The sequence below is a fragment of the Stenomitos rutilans genome (genome assembly GCF_059505485.1).
Window position 1 is genome coordinate 25,794 of record NZ_JCACKR010000062.1, and the last position, 16,854, is coordinate 42,647.

Annotated in this window: 10 protein-coding genes; 2 read left to right on the plus strand and 8 right to left on the minus strand. The window is 51.4% G+C overall.

Annotated features, from left to right (window positions below):
- Positions 1-20: 20 nt before the first annotated feature.
- Positions 21-1,712, minus strand: a complete 1,692-nt coding sequence (gene ribBA / locus AC5JLP_RS10930) for a bifunctional 3,4-dihydroxy-2-butanone-4-phosphate synthase/GTP cyclohydrolase II (protein ID WP_496067967.1) — start codon at positions 1,710-1,712, stop codon at positions 21-23.
- A 67-nt stretch (positions 1,713-1,779) separates the two neighbouring features.
- Between ribBA and AC5JLP_RS10935 the strand changes: the two genes are divergently transcribed.
- Positions 1,780-1,911, plus strand: coding sequence for a hypothetical protein (locus AC5JLP_RS10935; protein ID WP_496067968.1), 132 nt, complete (start codon positions 1,780-1,782; stop codon positions 1,909-1,911).
- Positions 1,912-2,052: 141 nt separating this feature from the next.
- Positions 2,053-3,114 carry an N-acetyl-gamma-glutamyl-phosphate reductase gene (argC, locus tag AC5JLP_RS10940; protein ID WP_496067969.1) on the plus strand — a complete coding sequence of 354 codons (1,062 nt, stop codon included), beginning with the start codon at positions 2,053-2,055 and terminating at the stop codon, positions 3,112-3,114.
- A 42-nt stretch (positions 3,115-3,156) separates the two neighbouring features.
- Here the strand turns inward: argC and AC5JLP_RS10945 are convergent, their stop codons facing one another.
- From AC5JLP_RS10945 to AC5JLP_RS10975, 7 genes are all read right to left on the minus strand, one after another.
- Positions 3,157-3,561, minus strand: coding sequence for a response regulator (locus tag AC5JLP_RS10945; protein ID WP_496067970.1), 405 nt, complete (start codon positions 3,559-3,561; stop codon positions 3,157-3,159).
- A gap of 393 nt (positions 3,562-3,954) precedes the next feature.
- Positions 3,955-4,329: a response regulator gene (locus AC5JLP_RS10950; protein WP_496067971.1), complete on the minus strand. Its 375-nt coding sequence runs from the start codon at positions 4,327-4,329 to the stop codon at positions 3,955-3,957.
- A gap of 366 nt (positions 4,330-4,695) precedes the next feature.
- Positions 4,696-8,943 carry a PAS domain S-box protein gene (locus AC5JLP_RS10955; protein WP_496067972.1) on the minus strand — a complete coding sequence of 1,416 codons (4,248 nt, stop codon included), beginning with the start codon at positions 8,941-8,943 and terminating at the stop codon, positions 4,696-4,698.
- Complete coding sequence (locus tag AC5JLP_RS10960; protein ID WP_496067973.1) at positions 8,940-10,832, minus strand: response regulator; 1,893 nt, start codon at positions 10,830-10,832, stop codon at positions 8,940-8,942. The genes AC5JLP_RS10955 and AC5JLP_RS10960 overlap by 4 nt, the downstream gene beginning before the upstream one ends.
- A 200-nt stretch (positions 10,833-11,032) precedes the next feature.
- Positions 11,033-12,613: a 2Fe-2S iron-sulfur cluster-binding protein gene (locus tag AC5JLP_RS10965; protein WP_496067974.1), complete on the minus strand. Its 1,581-nt coding sequence runs from the start codon at positions 12,611-12,613 to the stop codon at positions 11,033-11,035.
- A 447-nt stretch (positions 12,614-13,060) separates the two neighbouring features.
- A complete protein-coding gene (locus AC5JLP_RS10970) occupies positions 13,061-14,791 on the minus strand; it encodes a hypothetical protein (RefSeq protein WP_496067975.1) in 1,731 nt (576 codons plus the stop codon).
- An 85-nt stretch (positions 14,792-14,876) separates the two neighbouring features.
- Positions 14,877-16,808, minus strand: a complete 1,932-nt coding sequence (locus tag AC5JLP_RS10975) for a protein kinase domain-containing protein (protein WP_496067976.1) — start codon at positions 16,806-16,808, stop codon at positions 14,877-14,879.
- Positions 16,809-16,854: the final 46 nt, after the last annotated feature.

The window sequence follows — 16,854 nt, forward strand, 5'->3', positions numbered from 1 at the left end:
GTTCTTCAATCATATTGACCTTAAACCACATCTGTTGTGAAGCTGTAAATGGTTTGCGTTTGGAGGGTATCGGTGATACTGGAAGGCTTTTGCTGGAGCGAGAAAACCTGCCGATCGATCTGCACCTGTAAGCCTGTGAGGGGATCAGTGCCGGGAGACACGATAAATTCGAGCTTTTGCAGATTGGGCAGCGATGCAAGACTATCAAGAATACTGGCGATCGACTTCAGGTATGGGTGTTCTGGGGTGTGATACCAATCTGGATTGCCCAGAAGTGGTTGGTCAAAGCCAAGATGGACAATCAACGCTGTTTCGCCAAACAGTGCTTTAGCCACTGGACGGACTTCTTCTTGCAGCAGCAGGTCATGCACTTTTGCCAAGTAGCGCAACTTTTGGAGGCGATCGTAGCGTTCCGTCACGGTGTCTGCTAACTCTTGCCAGCGAATAGCCAGTGTGACCAGGTACGTCCGTAGAAACAAGTGACCCAGCTTTTCAGCTTTGGTTGCCAGATAGTCGGAGTTGTAAGCCGTGGCTTCAATCAGCAACGGTACTCGCTCAACCACTTCCAATTCATAGCCTTTGAGTCCGGCGATTTTGCGGGGATTGTTGGTAATTAGCCGCATCTGGCGCACACCCAAATCATTGAGCATTTGGGCACCCATTCCGTAATTCCGCAGATCAGCCGGAAAGCCCAGATGTTCGTTGGCTTCTACAGTATCCAACCCCATATCTTGAAGTGAATACGCTTTGAGCTTGTTCACTAGCCCAATGCCGCGACCTTCCTGCCGCAGATAGACCACAACACCCTGTCCCGCATTTTCAATCATCTTCAAGGCGGCTTGAAGCTGCATGCGACAGTCACAGCGAAGTGAACCGATCGCGTCTCCAGTCAGGCATTCAGAGTGCATCCGCACCATCACCGGAGTCTCATGAAAGGTGGCAGGATTGCCTTTGACGATCGCCACATGCTCGGTATTATCCAACGTGTGACGGTAAGCGTAGATCTGAAAGTGCCCAAATTCCGTAGGCAAATCGGCAACAGCTTCCCGCTGGATGAGTCGCTCGTGCTCCAGCCGATAGCTGATGAGGTCAGCAATGCTGATGATCTTGAGCTGGTGGGTTTTGGCGTATGCAATAAGTTCGGGTAACCGTGCCATTGAACCATCAGCGTTTTGAATTTCGCAAATCACGCCAGCAGGGTACAGCCCAGCTAGACGCGACAAATCAACCGCCGCTTCGGTGTGCCCTGCACGTTTAAGGACACCACCTTCTCTGGCCCGCAGCGGAAACACATGCCCAGGACGGCGCAAATCGCTGGGTCGCGTGGCTGAGTTAATGGCAATTTGAATGGTGCGAGCACGGTCTTCAGCCGAAATGCCTGTGGTCACGCCTGCACCGGGAGAGGCATCAATGCTGACAGTGAAGGCGGTCTGGTTGCTATCGGTATTGTTGGTCACCATCAGCGGCAGATCGAGTTCATCCAGTCGATCGCCTGACATAGCCAGACAAATCAGCCCGCGTGCCTCTACCGCCATGAAGTTGATCATGTCGGGTGTCGCAAACTGGGCCGCACCGATGAGGTCGCCCTCGTTTTCGCGGTTTTCGTCATCGACGACGACGATCGCGCGACCACATTTGAGATCGGCCAACGCCGTTTCGATCGTGTCAAAAGCGAAGGGGGTAAGTTGAGAAGAATCGACAAAGACGTTCAAGGCCAGAGTCCCGTAAGGTTTTATGAAGCGAACTTACCTTTAAATTGTAGTCTTTTGTCTGGGCAGTATGGAGGAGCGGGGGAAGCGGGGGAAGCAGGGGAAGCGGGGCAGCGGGGAGATTAAATTGCTTCTGGTGATTGAACGCCGATCGCTGATGGCTGATCGCTCTTCAACTCAAAACTTCTACGCTGATCGCTGACGGCTCCTCGCTCCTTCTCCTCACATCACCGTAAAGTCAGCAATTCTTGGTAGAAGACAAGCGATTTCCCCAAAACGGGTTCTCTGGTACTACAATGCAGCAATTATTGAGTCATTCGATCTGCAAAAAAGGTAAATCATCATGGGTGATGTAGGACGCATTCCGGTTGGCATTGTCGGTGCGTCAGGTTACGGCGGTGTACAGCTAGTGCGCCTACTGATGGATCATCCGCGTCTGGAACTTGCTTATCTTGGTGGCGAAAGTAGCGCTGGAAAAGCATTTGCAGAGCTTTATCCTCACCTTGGGCATCGGGTACAGCAGGTGGTCGAACCGCTTGACCTGGATAAAATTGCCGATCGCTGTCAGGTAGTCTTTCTCTCCTTACCCAACGGTTTAGCCTATAAGATGGCTCCAACCTTGCTGGCAAAGGGCTGTAAAGTACTAGATCTGTCGGCAGATTACCGCTTTACGGATCTTTCTACTTACACAGCCTGGTACGGGGGCGATCGCACCGATCAGGCTATTGCTGAAACGGCGGTATATGGGTTGCCAGAACTGTACCGCGATCGCATCGCTGAAGCCCAACTAATTGGCTGTCCTGGTTGCTATCCAACCGCCAGCCTTCTCGGTCTTTCTCCCCTGCTCAAACAGGGCTTAGTCGTTCCCGAAACAGCCATTATTGATGCGAAATCGGGCACCTCTGGCGGTGGCAGGCAGGCGAAGGTCGGGATGTTGCTGGCAGAAGCTGATAACTCGTTTGCAGCCTACAATGTGGCAGGTCGCCATCGCCACACACCAGAGATTGAGCAAATTTGTAGCGACCTTGCAGGGCATGAAGTGCTCATTCAGTTCACGCCGCATCTGGTGCCAATGGTGCGCGGCATTCTAGCAACAATTTATGCAACCCTACGTGATCCCGGTCTTGTGCGCGAAGATTTGTTGACCATTTACAACGCCTTTTACCGTAACGCACCCTGGGTGCGAGTCTTGCCCAGTGGCACCTACCCTCAAACCAAGTGGGCCGCAGGCACAAATCTCTGTTACATCGGGCTAGAAGTTGATCCCCGCACCGATCGCGTGATTGTCATGTCGGCAATCGACAACCTGATGAAAGGACAAGCCGGACAAGCCATTCAGTGCGTCAACCTCATGATGGGTTGGGACGAAACGCTGGGTTTACCTCAATTGGCCTTCTATCCATAACGGATTGCAGTGGCCCGTGGAGGCAAGCTACCAACGGAGGGATCACTCTTCAACAGGTGCATTCCACCCCAATGTTTGAGCGATCATTTCTGGTAGAGTGACAGGATTGAATGGTTTAGCGATCGCATCAATCACGCCAAGCTGTTGCAATTTTTTGGGTGTAAAGTAGCCTGCTTGAACGGTGAGAAGAATGATGGGGATCGTTCTGGCGGCAGGGTTCTTATAAAGATTTTGAATAAAGGTGATGCCATTCATACCGGGCATCAGCAGATCCAGCAGGATTACATCTGGACGCTCTGATGCTAAACGTTTTAGTCCTTCCTGAGCTGATGAAACGGTAATAACAGTCCATCCAGCCAAATCGCTCAAACAGGCATGTACAAGCTCTTGAATACTTGTCTCATCATCAATGAGCAAAATCAATTTGGGCGGCTTAATACCTTTCATTCGCTTATATGTGAGGCTTACATCGCAATCCGATCTGAGTCATGAGAATCATCTTGCTATCAAGCAGCCAGAGCCATCAAAAGCGGATGACTGGTCGTGGCATTTAGTATCTCCTCAAAATAGACAATGACAGAAGCCACGAGTGCAAACTCAGCGATCGAGCCTTGTGAGAACTAGGAATCGATACATGACCACAAGACATATCCGCAACACGATCGATTCATCACAGCGCTTCCTATGAACTGAAGGTGCCATACTCAATTAGCGCTCAAATAACAACGCACGACTGAGCGTATCGAATCGCTGAGGACATCTGTCACTGGTAGGCAGGGACTAATGTAAATAGAGACTAGAGCAAAAAAATAAGGAACTCATAAGCGGATGACAGCCAGGTTATTCCCATCCTAAGATGGCTGCTAGCTCGGCACAGAGCGAGGTTGGGTCGAAGGGTTTTGTAATTACGCCTGCAACATCCATTTGGGCAAAGCGGGAGCGATCGCCGGGTAAAACTTTGGCGGTCAACAGTACTACAGGAAGCTGGCACAAAGAGTCATCTGCTTTAAGCTGTTCGTAGACAGCAAACCCATCCATATCAGGCATCGAAACATCCAGCAAGATCGCGTCTGGGGTATGGGTTGCCGCTTGCATGAGACCTTCGTGGCCTGATGCCGCGACGGTAACGTCCCATCCGCCCAGATCTTCCAGACAAATCGCCGCAAGTTCGCGCAACGCTTCTTCATCATCGATCACGAGAATGCGCTTGTTCATGCTGCTCTGACATTGCTTAACGGGTAGCCAGCCTTTCTTATACCATTTCCCTAAATGCTGTAGACAGCATTCAGTACTCTGTACTCCGCCTCAGTACTCAGCACTAGAACCCACAGAGCTTAGGATCGCGGATTAAAGAACTTCGACTAGTGAGATGTTCTGTAGGGGACGCACGGCCGTGCGCCTGTAACTCAAGATCACACTTTAGAACTTTCGTTCCTTAGTATTATGCTAGGGGCTGTCATCAATGACTCATGACATGATTTGTAGCAAGGGTTCCAGCCCCTAGCCTGGTTTATGAGGACGGGCGCGATAAGGCTGATACAAGGTTTCTAAACTTAATTGACGTGCCTTCGCGATCGCCCCTTACGCTTCTGGCGTGGGTACTGTGAAATAGAAGGTGCTGCCATGACCGACTTCGCTTTCAACCCAGATGCTGCCGTTATGCTGCTGTATGATGCTCTGGCAAATTGCCAGTCCCAGCCCAGTACCACCTCGTTGTCGAGCATCTGAAACATCGACCTGCTGAAAGCGCCCAAAGATGGTTTTTAATTTGTCTGCGGGAATGCCCCTGCCCTGATCCTGGACCTGAAACAGCACGGCATTCGTCTGAAGGCTGGTTGCGATCGTGATGGTGGCATGGGCAGGGGAAAATTTGATCGCGTTACTCAGCAAATTGGTGAGAGTTTGGATGATGGCATCAGGAGCCGCCCAAAGTTTGATAGCAGCCGGGATAACCAGTAGCGTGACGTGGGCTGCATCGGCGATCAAGTGTACGCCCTCCACAGCTTGTTGCACTAGCTCCTCCGCCTGACAAGCTTCAAGGACAAGTGGCACCTTCCCCGAAGAGAGCCGTTCTAAATCCAGGATATCGTTCACCAGACGCACCAGACGATCGCTGTTGGACAAAGCCAGTTCAACCATGCGTTTTGCTTTTTCAGGCTTACTCTCGTAAATGCCTGTGTTGAGCAAGCCCAAAAAGCCTTTAATGGCCGTTAGCGGTGTGCGTAATTCATGGCTAACGATGGCAATAAATTCATTCTTTATCTGGTCAATCGCTTGCTGCTCTGTGACATCTTGAATCTGTGCTACGTAGTAAAGCGGGTAGTTCTCGCCATCGCGCACCAGTGATAGACTTTGTCGCCCCCATGCTATGCGTCCTCCACTGCACTGATAGCGTAATTCAGCCTGAGCCGCATCGTTGCGTTGTGATAAGACCTGCTCTGCACACTGCTGGAATCGTTGGCGATCGTCTGCATGCACAAGAACAGAAGCTTGCATTGAAAGTAGTTCGGTTTCGCTGTAGCCCAGCATGGCGCAGAGCATGGGATTCACTTTCAGCCAGCGATCGCCCAACGCAATTAATGCCATCCCAATAGGGGCATCCTGAAAGGCACTGCGAAAGCGTGCTTCACTGTCGCGCAGTGCGGCTTCTGCCTGTTTCAGGTCAGTCAGGTTGCGCACCGTAACCACTGCGCCAGAAATGGTTTGATCCAATTCAAGATATGGATCGTAAGTCACACCCATGAACTGAGTTCCCATTGTTGGGAAGGTAAACCAGTCTTCATACTGAATGGTTTGTCCTGCAAAGCAGGCATCCAGACGCTCTTTAATCACGGCCTCAAAAATGTCTTGACCGATTAATTCCGCCACGGAATGTCCCACAATATCATCGTGTTTTTTGTTAAAGCGACTGAGGTAAGAAGGATTGATCGCACGATAGATATAGTTGCGATCAATCAGTGAAATGCCATCGGTGGTAGCGGCAACAATGCGTTCGTACTGACGTAAGGCATCTTCTGCCCGTTTACGATCGGTTACATCTCTCACAATGACTAAGATGCGATCGTCCTCCACCTTCACAACCCGCACTTCTTCATATCTGATACCCCCTTGTACGTGTATCTGATGCTCATAGACGATGACATCTCCCGTGCTGAGCGCTTGTTGAATGGCGTTCCTCCTTGGCTGTATGAGGTCTGAGGGCAGGAAGTCGTAGAGGTTTTTACCAATGGCTTTTGTTTTATCAAACAAACTGCTAATCGTCGGGCTGTCGATTAAATCAATACAGGTGCCGTCTACCTTCATCCAGAGGATTAAATCTGGAATGGCTTTAAGAATTTGATTTTTGATGGCTTCGCTTTGGCGGAGCGCCAGTTCTGCTTGCGTACGGTCTGTAATATCAAGATTGGTGCCAATGAGTTGGGTCACCTGCTCATACTGGTTGACGATCGCTTCGCCTTTGGCCTCAACATAACGGATAGTGCCATCGGGTAGCACCGCGCGAAAGTCAGTGCTGTAAGGCATTCCAGTGGCGATCGTGTGCCTTACACTGTGCTCCAGGGAGTAGCGATCGTCGGGATGAAGCAACGCCATAAATTGAGCAAGCGTTGGTTCTGGCTGCGTGACATCCCAGCCAAAAATGTGGAAGCTTTCTTCTGACCAGACGACGTTTTCTGTGGCAACATCTAGTTCCCAACTGCCCACGTGAGCCACCTGCTGAGCACGACGGAGTGCCGCTTCACTGTGGCGCAGGGCCGCTTCAACGCGCTTGCGATCGGTGTTGTCGATCGCCACAGCGGTGACAATCCAGCCCTCATCCTGATGGGGGCAAAAGGTTAGATGATCGAGAATCCACCGTTGGGTTCCATCTTTGTGGCGAAACCGGTATTCTGTGGTGATGAAACCTTCGGCAAACGTTGGTGGTATGACCCCCAGCGCTTGATTGCGATCGGCTGGATGCACTCGTGATCGCCACAGCGCTGGATCAGCACACAGTTCCTCTGGGGTGTAGCCAAACACGATCGTGTTGCTGGGCGAAAAATATTCGTATGCTAGCTGCCCGTCTGGATGGAGGCGATAACAACAAATCGAGGTGATGGCACTGCTTAAAATATCATTGAGCTTCGCTTCCGATTGTTGCAGCGCCAATTCCAATTGCTTGCGATCGGTAATTTCTTTGGCAATGGCAATAATGCACTGCTGCCCCTGAATGTCCATGCTTTCGGCTGAGTACAGCGCCGTGAGTTGCTGACCCAGGTGGTTTTGAAAGGTCACTTCGAGATTGCGCACCCGTTCACCTGCCAACACTCGCTGCATGGCGTGTTCTCGGTCAGCCAGGTTAGACCACAAACCGACCTCTGCCGCGGTGCGACCCACCAATGCATCCCGTGGATAACCAAATAAGCTGATAAAGGCATCGTTTACGTCCAGGTAACGCCCGTCAGGAGTGGCGATCGCGATCGGATCGGGGCTGGCGCGAAACACTTTGGCAAAGCGTTCTTCTGAGGCTTGCAGTGCGGTTTTAACGTGATCAAAAGAGCGCTGTAACTGTGCAGCCGTCTGGTTAAAAGAGCGTGTGAGGCCCTGCAATTCGGCGATCGCACTATCTTCCTGGAGGGTTTCATGCCAGTCTCCCTGCGCCAGTGCGCGGCTAGCCCAACTCAACCGCTGGATTGGCTGCACAATCCTCTGGGCTGTCACAAGACCCAACGCGATCGCGCTAACCAGGGCACCCAGGCTGAACAAAATCGCCAGGTGTGTATTCGCATCCATTTGCTCCGTAAAATCTGCTTCTGGTATAGTCACGACCAGCAGCCAATCTAACCCCAGGCGATCGCGCACGGGTGTCACCTGAAGAAATTGCCGCCTGCCCTCTGTTTCAACGTGAAGCTGGGTAGGGGCTGTAATGTGATCTAAGGTGCCGTAGCGAGAGACCAGGTGCCTTGCCGCTAAGTGGATCAGCGGTTCCTGGCTGTCAAACGCTTGCAGACGGCGATAACGCGTGCGATCGGTGTTTGTCACAAAGGCATCTTCAGTGGTTGAAGAGGCGACCAGTAGCCCCGATCGCTCCATGATGAACGCCATTCCATGCGTCCCAATGCTCAGCTTTCTCAAATACTGTGTGATTGAGACCAACGACAGATCGCTTGCTAAAACCCCTTGTAATTGACGGTTTTTGTCATAGAGGGGGTAGGTGGCAGCAAGCCCCAAGCCTTGAAATGATGGTACATAGGCGTAGATCGGTGCCCATGTGGGTTTGCCTGTTTCGGCAGCTCGTCGATAAAAAGGACGGGTTGTGGCATCGTAAGGGTGTCGCGTGAGCAACAGGCTTGTCCATGTGCCCGCACGATCGATGCTGTAGACTCTGAGTGTTCCTTTGACGAAGCGATCGGTCGCTGCCACGGTAAGGCCCCGTTGATCGCTGCCCACAGAGACATAGCCGCCCTGAGGATTGGTGAAATGAATCCGGTTTACAGAGCTGAACGCTTGAATCTGGTGCAAAAAGCGACGTTGTAACTGGCTTGGGTTCCTGCGATCGCTATCCTCAAATTGAATTAGGCTGGCATTCACTCGGTTAATCTGCTGCGGCGTTTCAAGATAATTGTTGAGATAAAGCGCCACGCGATTGCTTACCTCTTCCATCAATCTGCCTGCAAAGTCTTGCACCAACTGTTGCTCGTTCCGAAGATACAGATACTCGACCAGTCCAACGGTGCCCACAACCAGCAGCACAAAGGGCACAACCAGCACCCACCGCAAGGGAATGGCCGTCTGTCGATCGCGCTTTTGCTTCTGCAACGTAGGCCAGTCTAATCGCCGCAGTGGAATCATGCGCCAATGCTCCGCTTCATGGTTTCCAGTTCGTGCTGCAAGCGAACGCGATCGAGGCGGCTAATCACGCGCGTGACCAGTTCTGGCCCTACAACTGGCTTACCAATAAAATCGTCAGCACCTGCCGCAAAAACCTGCTGAATGGAAGTCATATCGGTATGAGCTGTAACCACTAAGATGGGCAAATTGCCCCACTGGAGATCCTGACGTACCACGCGGCACAGGTCAATTCCATCAAACGTGGGCATTTCCAGATCTAACACCAGTAAGTCGGGCTTGGTGACGGTAAGTACATCCCAAAATTGACTCGAATCTTGCAGGCTAATCACATCCAGACCCCAGGGTTGCAGGTGATGTTGCAAGCCCTCCAGCATGAGGGGGTCATCATCGACGAGCAGTACCCTGGCATCAGAGGTAGCAACCCTGGGTAGTAGTTGCAGCAGCGCTTCAACAATCTGGGTCGTGCCCACAGCTTTGTGCAAAAAGCGCCGGACACCCAGACGAGAAACAGTGACGCGATCGACCAGGCGATCGTGTTCCGTCATCACTAAAATCGGTACGGCTGGCAGTTGTATCCTCAAGGTCTGCAACAATCCCAACGCTGCTTCTACCTGATGGGGATTGAGCGTCAGCAAAATAGCATCGGGCTTAACCTTAGCCAGCACAACCTGAACCATTTCAATCTGAGGCGCAACTTCAAGATGAATGTTCCACGCCGAGGCCGCTGCTTCCAATTGTTGGGTAAAGGTGGTCTCTTCATCAATGGTCAGAACCAGGTGCGTTGTCCTGGGCTGAACATCATGCACACTAAATGGGGTCGGTGGGCCTGCTAGCTCTTGCTTGAGCGCTGCAATCAGATTGGTAAGGGACGGGCGATCAGCGGGTGCTAGCTCCGTGTGCAACAATTGCTCGATCGTTCGTGCCAATTGCGACCCCGTACCATAGCCAAAAGAGCCTAAAGTTCCGGCCAAGCGGTGCGCTTCCTGAACGGCTTCTAGCTGTAAGTCCTGGCTTAAGGTGCCCTGTTGCAAGGACATTTCAACCTGCTCCAGTAATGCTACCCGATCGACAAACGTCTTTTGATACCGCTGCAACACCTTGTTGATCGACATCAGTTGCTTGTCAAAATCCGACGTTTGCTCAGACCGTGATAGGACAGTAGTCATTGTTGGGGGTGAAGCGTCTGACCCTTCGGCGATCGAGCGGGTTTGGGGTGGGGCTTTCAAGCGGTAACCTAACCCGTAAACCGTTTCCAGCAAAGCTGCCGTCATCCCAGCCGCTTTCAGCTTTTGCCGCAAATCTTTGATGAGATTGGTCACCGTACCTTCACTGGGCGACGCATCGATCGACCAGAGGCGATCGAGAATATCGCTGCGGCTAAAGGCCCTCTGAGGATTGCGTAAAAACAAGCTCAACAAACTGTATTCTTTGGGCGTGAGCGCAAGTGGTTCTTCCGCATATGTGACGTCTGCCGCATAGAGATTCACTCGCAGCTTTTCCCACGTCAGCACCAGTGGTGCCAAACTCGTCTCGCGCCGTCGGAGCAACGCCCGCAACCGGGCAAGCAATTCAGACAAATTGTAGGGCTTCGTCACATAGTCATCGGCCCCTGCATCCAGACCCCTTACCACATCTTCACTAGAATCTTTGGCCGTTAATAAAAGAATAGGTTTTTGAAATCCTTGTGCTCGGATTTTACGGCAAAGGCGAATGCCATCCAGCTTTGGAATCTGCAAATCGAGCAAAATCAGCTCATAGTCCCAGTTGATCGCTAATTCCAGCCCAAGTTCACCATCCGCTGCAACATCAACGGTATAGTGCTGGGCTGTCAGCACGTCTACCAGCATGGCAGCAACTGGCTCATCATCTTCTACCAGAAGAATTTTCACAATGGAAATGTCACAATGGGAATGACTGGTTGCAGCCAGACTGATATTTTATGGAGCGTAACAGGCATCCCTAACTTGTGCAACGTGAAAGGCGCGATCGTTCTATTGACGGCAATCAGCAGTTAGCGGTCAGTGGTTGGCTTTGCTTAGAAAGCTGACCACTGACCGCTGTCGTTCACAACACGATCCCTCTGCGGATTCTAAGCGTCGATCGCTAAAGCACCTTGAGGATAAGCCACACACGCTAAAGCATAGCCAGCTTGTTTGTCAGCAGCACTGAGCGCAGAGGGGGGTGTATCGTAACGGACGTTTCCCTGGCGGACATGCACTTTGCAGGCACCACATGCACCTACACGGCAGGCATGACGAATTTGAATACCTTCTTGCTCTGCTAATTCCAGAATAGAGGCCGTATCATCAACTGGAAGCTGTCGCTCGGCTTTGAGGAAGTGCACCATTGGGGCAGTCTGAGCGGGTGCAGGTTTGGCAGGAGCGGACTTTGCTGGGGCAAGCTTTGTGGGAGAGAGTGTTTTTGTTTGATGTCCATTGCCATTACCATTGCCATTGCGGGCGATCGCTGTTTCTGATTCGATTCGCCAAACGGTAGCGGCAGCTTCTCGTGGGGCAGGCTTGGCTTTTTTGCTGCGACCAAAGCTTTCTTCCTGGTAGTTCTGCATGGGGAATTTCATGGTTTCCAGGAGCGATCGCGTGCCCTCCATAAATCCTTCTGGGCCGCAGACAAACACCGATCGCTCCATGAGATCCGGAGCAATCATGTGCAGCATTGAGGTAGAAATCCGCCCAGTCAAGCCCATCCAGGCGTGTTGCAGTGGCTTCTGGGTCAAAGTGATGGCGAGATGGAAGTTAGGCATCTGAGCCGCGATCATTTCTAGTTCGGTACGAAAGATGATGTCTTCTGGTGTACGAGCGCTGTGCAAAAAGATAATGTCACAGTCTGCCAGCGTATCCTGTACCCATCGTGTCATCGACATCATGGGCGTGATGCCACTACCAGCCGAAATGAGCAGCAGCTTGGGTGGTAAGTTGGGCAGACAGGTGAAGTGCCCTAACGCGCCACCAATGAACTGGACGCGATCGCCCACCTGCAAATGGTCATGCATCCAGTTGGAAACAAGACCAGCAGGGGCATCGGGTTGATCTGAGGGCGCAGGCACTCGCTTAATAGTGAGACTGAGGTGATGGGGGCGTGTGGGCGAGGATGAAATGGAATAAGAGCGAATGACAGGCTTGTCATCAACGTCGATCGCCAGATTGACAAACTGCCCTGGCTTATAGTCGAACAGCACTGGAGGATCGGCAACGAAACAAAACGTCCTGGCATCTGGCGTTTCATCAATAATGCGGCAGCAACGACACAGCAAGTCTTCGCCCGCCCAGGTTGCTTCCGGCAGCAAAACGGAGGCATAAGTTTCTAAGGCTGCTGTTGATGAAAGGGGCGAAGGGGCCGTAATCCCTTCCACATACAAAAAGGTTTCTCCCAATTGCAGAATATCAGCTAAGTGCAGTTCATGCTGTTCATTCGCAGCGATGCTTTTGCCATTGAGCGATGATCCAAAGCTGCTACCCATATCCGTAAAATAATAGGCATCGTCCAGGTAGATAATTCTGCCATGTACCCGGCTAACCTCTGGATTGGGTAACACCAGATCACAAGCGGTACTGCGTCCAATCAACCATTCCATCTTTTCAGGATGGGATTGCTGCAATTGATGGATTTGAAATTGCTGTTGCTCGAAGTTAATTGACTTTAAGGTCAACATAGGCGTGTAGATTCCTTAGCAAAGAGTGTAGGGCGATTCGCGTGGGGGGAACGCTATTGCCGCTCTAGCGCTATTCGCACTCAGCGGTGATGGGTACTGTGGTGAGCTGTGGCAATGCTGTTTGAGCCGTGGGAAACATTGCTTTTGCAGTCAGCGGTCAGCAGTTAGCGGTCAGCGATCGGTAAGAGGCTATCGTTTACGTCCCGAAAGGTTGACTGACCGCTGAAGGCTTGATGTGAATCTTATTTACAGGACTTACGCATCCGCCCCCTTAAATCTCCCAACTCTGGGGGACTCTGAGTTCTTGCTCCCCCTTTCTTGTATGCCCGCTAGGGCTATAAATTGGGGGCTGGGGGCTGGTTTTAGAGAATTTGCGTAAGTCCTATTCACAGCCAATGCAGGGTATCTCTCATGCGATGGCAAGCGTAGAGAGGCACCCATAAACCATTAACTGCGGACGCGTTTGGCAGTCGGTTTTTTGAACGATCGGGCAATCGTTCTAGCCATCGTGTCCTCATCATGAATTTGAGTGGAAACAGGTTGAGCACCCGCCGCCGTGAAAATTTGAGGATGGGTGACTGCGATCGCTTCTAGCGCCGCAAAATGGTCGGCATCTGTCAGTTGCAGATCTTGTCGAAGCTTGCGACAAAATTCAAAACTGCTTGATGTATCAGTTGCCTGCTGCTGGAGTGAATCCAGCACAACCCCGGTATAGGTTTGTAGCCGTAGCTGTTGAGAGAAACCCTGCAACACTTTTACCAGCGTGTAGATTTCGTCTGGAGTTAACTCATCGATCGATCGACCTTCTAGCAATGATGGATTAAGCTCAAGCTTGTGCAGTTGCTTTCGTAGACTATTTGCCATGTGCTCGCGCTCATATTGAGCATGGGTACGTTTGATGGTGCGGTAGAGCCACAGAGAACCCACTAAAACAATCAGCGCATTGAATGCAAGCAGCGGCCAGTAAGGCAGGCGATTCAACGATGGACGCGCTCCGTAGGAGAAAAATGTCCAGAATGAGACGATCGTAAACAAGGTGAATGCAATATGCTGCGCCTGCTCAGCCGATATAGGGCGTTTGCGGAAGGTTAAGCGACGGCATAGCTTCTCGACAATGATTCCGATCGTGTAAGTGATGGTAACCAGCACAAAATACGTGATCAACACCGCTGCTATTTTGGGAATGGGAATGGTGTGACCATAAATGTAGAAGCCTGTATCCATGATTTTGGCAAGCTGATCTTCTTCATGCGTCCATGCCCCAGTGAAGTAATAATCCCAGTTGCCTGCGTAGAGGTAGTAGTACAGGTAGAAAGCAATCACCATGCCCAGATAGCCGTACTGTACCAGGCGACGACCCGGTTTATTCAGTTCAGCCCAGTACGTTTTTTCAGCATCAATATCAATACAGGGAGATTTGCAACTCACACAAGCACTCTGTTCTTTGCCCGTTTTGGGGTCAACCATGCGACACATGGATTGGGTGACAGCGGCTTTGGGCTGCAAATGGTTTTGGCTTCCCAGCAACGATCGTGGGCCTGTGTAAACGGTCTGAACGATCGCCATCGGGCAGAAATATTGGCACCAGCTTTTCCCGGCATAGAGGAATCCCACCAACATCGAGCAGGAAATGCTAAAGAGCAAAAAGCTGCCTAGCGCCACGCGATCGGAATTCACAAAGAGGATACGCAGCCACAAACCCACCACAAACAAGCCAAACTGCAGATACAGATGATTGCGTCCCAGCCAGGATTTTTCACCAATTACCACAACGTCCCAACGTATTTCACCTGTAAGGGGGTCAACCACCTTTCGCTTACGCTGTAACCCCAAAGCACGCGGAATTTGCGACATAAAAGAGAGGGGGCAAATCCGCCGCCAAAACTCATGCCCAAGCACGAGCAGGATGAAAATACCAGCCGGGACAATCATCGCCCACCACATAATGGCGCTCATGGAAAAGGGCTGTTCTGGCAAGCAAGCCTCTCGAATTTTGGTACACTTCGTCGGGTCTAAATAAATTTCTGGATGCAGCCGAAAGGGACTTCCCACGGCCTCTGGTGATGTAAACATCGGCGTAATCGGATCGTAGAAAAACGAAGCGATTAACAGCAGCCAGCCGATGGTTAAGAGCCAGCGGACACGGTGCATCGTAGTTTCAGAAACGTTGTGCAGCATACGTTTTACCTTGTGTTGAAATCATGAGTGGCTAAATGAGCCGTGAAAAGTGAACGTCCGTCTGCCCAGTTTTAGCGCTTTGGCCTTATTGGATATTGCTGGCATTGAGCTGCCAGACACGCAGCCGTCGATCAGCACTCCAGCTCACCAAATAGCGATGGTTAGGGCTTAGCGCCACGTCCAAATTGCGCCCTAACGCACCCGTCTCTCGTTGCACGAGCCGACCTGCTTTACGCATCCAAACGCGGATGCTGCCGTTGTCATGGACGGTCACAATGTTTTGCTCGTTAAATGATGTCGCGATCGCATCAGCAGAGTCCTGAGGGAACACAGTGACGAGTTCTTCGCGTTTGAGATCCCACATTAAGCCCCGGTCTTTACCAACGCTGAACAGCATGTGGTCGCCTGCTACCTGCAATCCATCAATGGTTGCGGTATGGCCCACAAAGGTGCGGACTAGCTTGCTAGAGTTAAGATCCCATACCTGAATCTGGCGGGCTGATGCATCTGCACGTGCGCTGTCGCTGCTAGCGCTGATTAAACGATCGGAGGTTTCATCATAGGTTAGTGCAGTCACCCCACCCCGCAGAAGTTGCATCGTTTGCAACCGCACCCCTGTTTGGGCATCCCAGCGACGAATTTTACCCTCTTTGCAACCGCTGACCACCGTACTCCCATCAGGGCTAATCGCCACAGCCATGACAGGCTGTCGATGGCCTGCAAAAGACCGTAGAAGCCTTCCAGTAGAGAGATCCCACAGATCGATCGAGCCATCTTCACGACCACTTACTAACAGCTTGCTATTCTGGCTGATGTTTAAGGCTGTAATCGTAGCCCCATGCTTCATTAATGTGTTGAACAGAGTGCCTGTGGGCAATGACCATAAACGGAGCGCGTGGTCTGACCCGGCTGTCACCAGGATGCGATTATTCGGTGCAATCACCATCCGATCGACCCCAGCCTGCACGGAGACATCATGCATCATGGTTAACTGCACAGGCGACGGATGAAACCGCTGTTCTAACTGATTCAGCCATAATTCAGGCAATTGACTTTGAGTGTGACCATATTGGATGCCAACTGCACCCAGTAAAATGCCTGCCATCGCGGGGAACGCCACTTTAGGCACCAGTCCTTGCAAGCCTCTTACCCTCGGCGATTGAAATCGTTTGGTCATGGGTAAGGCTTGAAGATCTGCCAACACATCCGTTGCTTGCTGGTAGCGATCGCGAAAATCGCTCTGCACCATACGATTTAAAAGCGCAATCAAACGAGGATTAGGAGTGGAATCGGCCAAATGGGTTTGCCAGTCCAGTTGTCCCGAAATTAGATCGCGCTGAAATTGTCGCGGCAAAATGCCTGTCAAGAGGTGAATGACCAGAATCCCTAATGCGTAGAGATCGCTATTCAATTGGGTATAACCCAGCTTTTGTTCATCGGGCATGTAATCTGGCGTGCCGATCGCCATTTGAAGTTCATTTGTTACAGATGATGTAGAAGGGCCAGAAGGCGTTTCAGGCACCTGGCAGGCCGCCCCAAAGTCAATCAGCACTAACTTGCCATCCCGCTTACGGCGAATGATATTGCTGGGTTTGATATCGCAGTGGGCAATGCGACGCGAATGGAGGTAAGTCAAAATCGACAGCATTTCTGACAATAGCTTGACCGCCGCTTCTATGGTTAGACGCTGCTGACGGGTCAGCCAATGGCGTAAGCTTTCACCCTCAATGTACTCCTGAATTAAATACGCCTGCTCCTGCTCGTGACTATAAGCCAGGAGCGTTGGAATTTGAGCGTGGTGTTGCCCTAGCTGCTCCAAAAGCTTTGCTTCAGTTTCAAATAACTGCAACGCCGTTTCTGGTGAAAGGGTGCTGCTATCTGATAGTTGAAGTGATTTGACAACACACAGAGGATGGTGGGGAAGGTATTTATCACGAGCCAGGTAGGTTTCGCTAAACCCCCCGCCACCCAGCTTCTCTAGAATGAGATAACGTCCTGTCAATAGTTGCCCAATCATATCGATTCAACCTTTTGTGAGCTGAGACACCGCTTGCTTTCAGAGT

Coding starts and splice junctions, on each gene's coding strand:
- AC5JLP_RS10935 (WP_496067968.1), top strand. CDS start 1,780: ATGGAGGAGCGGGGGAAGCGGGGGAAGCAGGGGAAGCGGGGCAGCGGG.
- argC (WP_496067969.1), top strand. CDS start 2,053: ATGGGTGATGTAGGACGCATTCCGGTTGGCATTGTCGGTGCGTCAGGT.
- AC5JLP_RS10945 (WP_496067970.1), bottom strand. CDS start 3,561: ATGAAAGGTATTAAGCCGCCCAAATTGATTTTGCTCATTGATGATGAG.
- AC5JLP_RS10950 (WP_496067971.1), bottom strand. CDS start 4,329: ATGAACAAGCGCATTCTCGTGATCGATGATGAAGAAGCGTTGCGCGAA.
- AC5JLP_RS10955 (WP_496067972.1), bottom strand. CDS start 8,943: ATGATTCCACTGCGGCGATTAGACTGGCCTACGTTGCAGAAGCAAAAG.
- AC5JLP_RS10965 (WP_496067974.1), bottom strand. CDS start 12,613: ATGTTGACCTTAAAGTCAATTAACTTCGAGCAACAGCAATTTCAAATC.
- AC5JLP_RS10970 (WP_496067975.1), bottom strand. CDS start 14,791: ATGCTGCACAACGTTTCTGAAACTACGATGCACCGTGTCCGCTGGCTC.
- AC5JLP_RS10975 (WP_496067976.1), bottom strand. CDS start 16,808: ATGATTGGGCAACTATTGACAGGACGTTATCTCATTCTAGAGAAGCTG.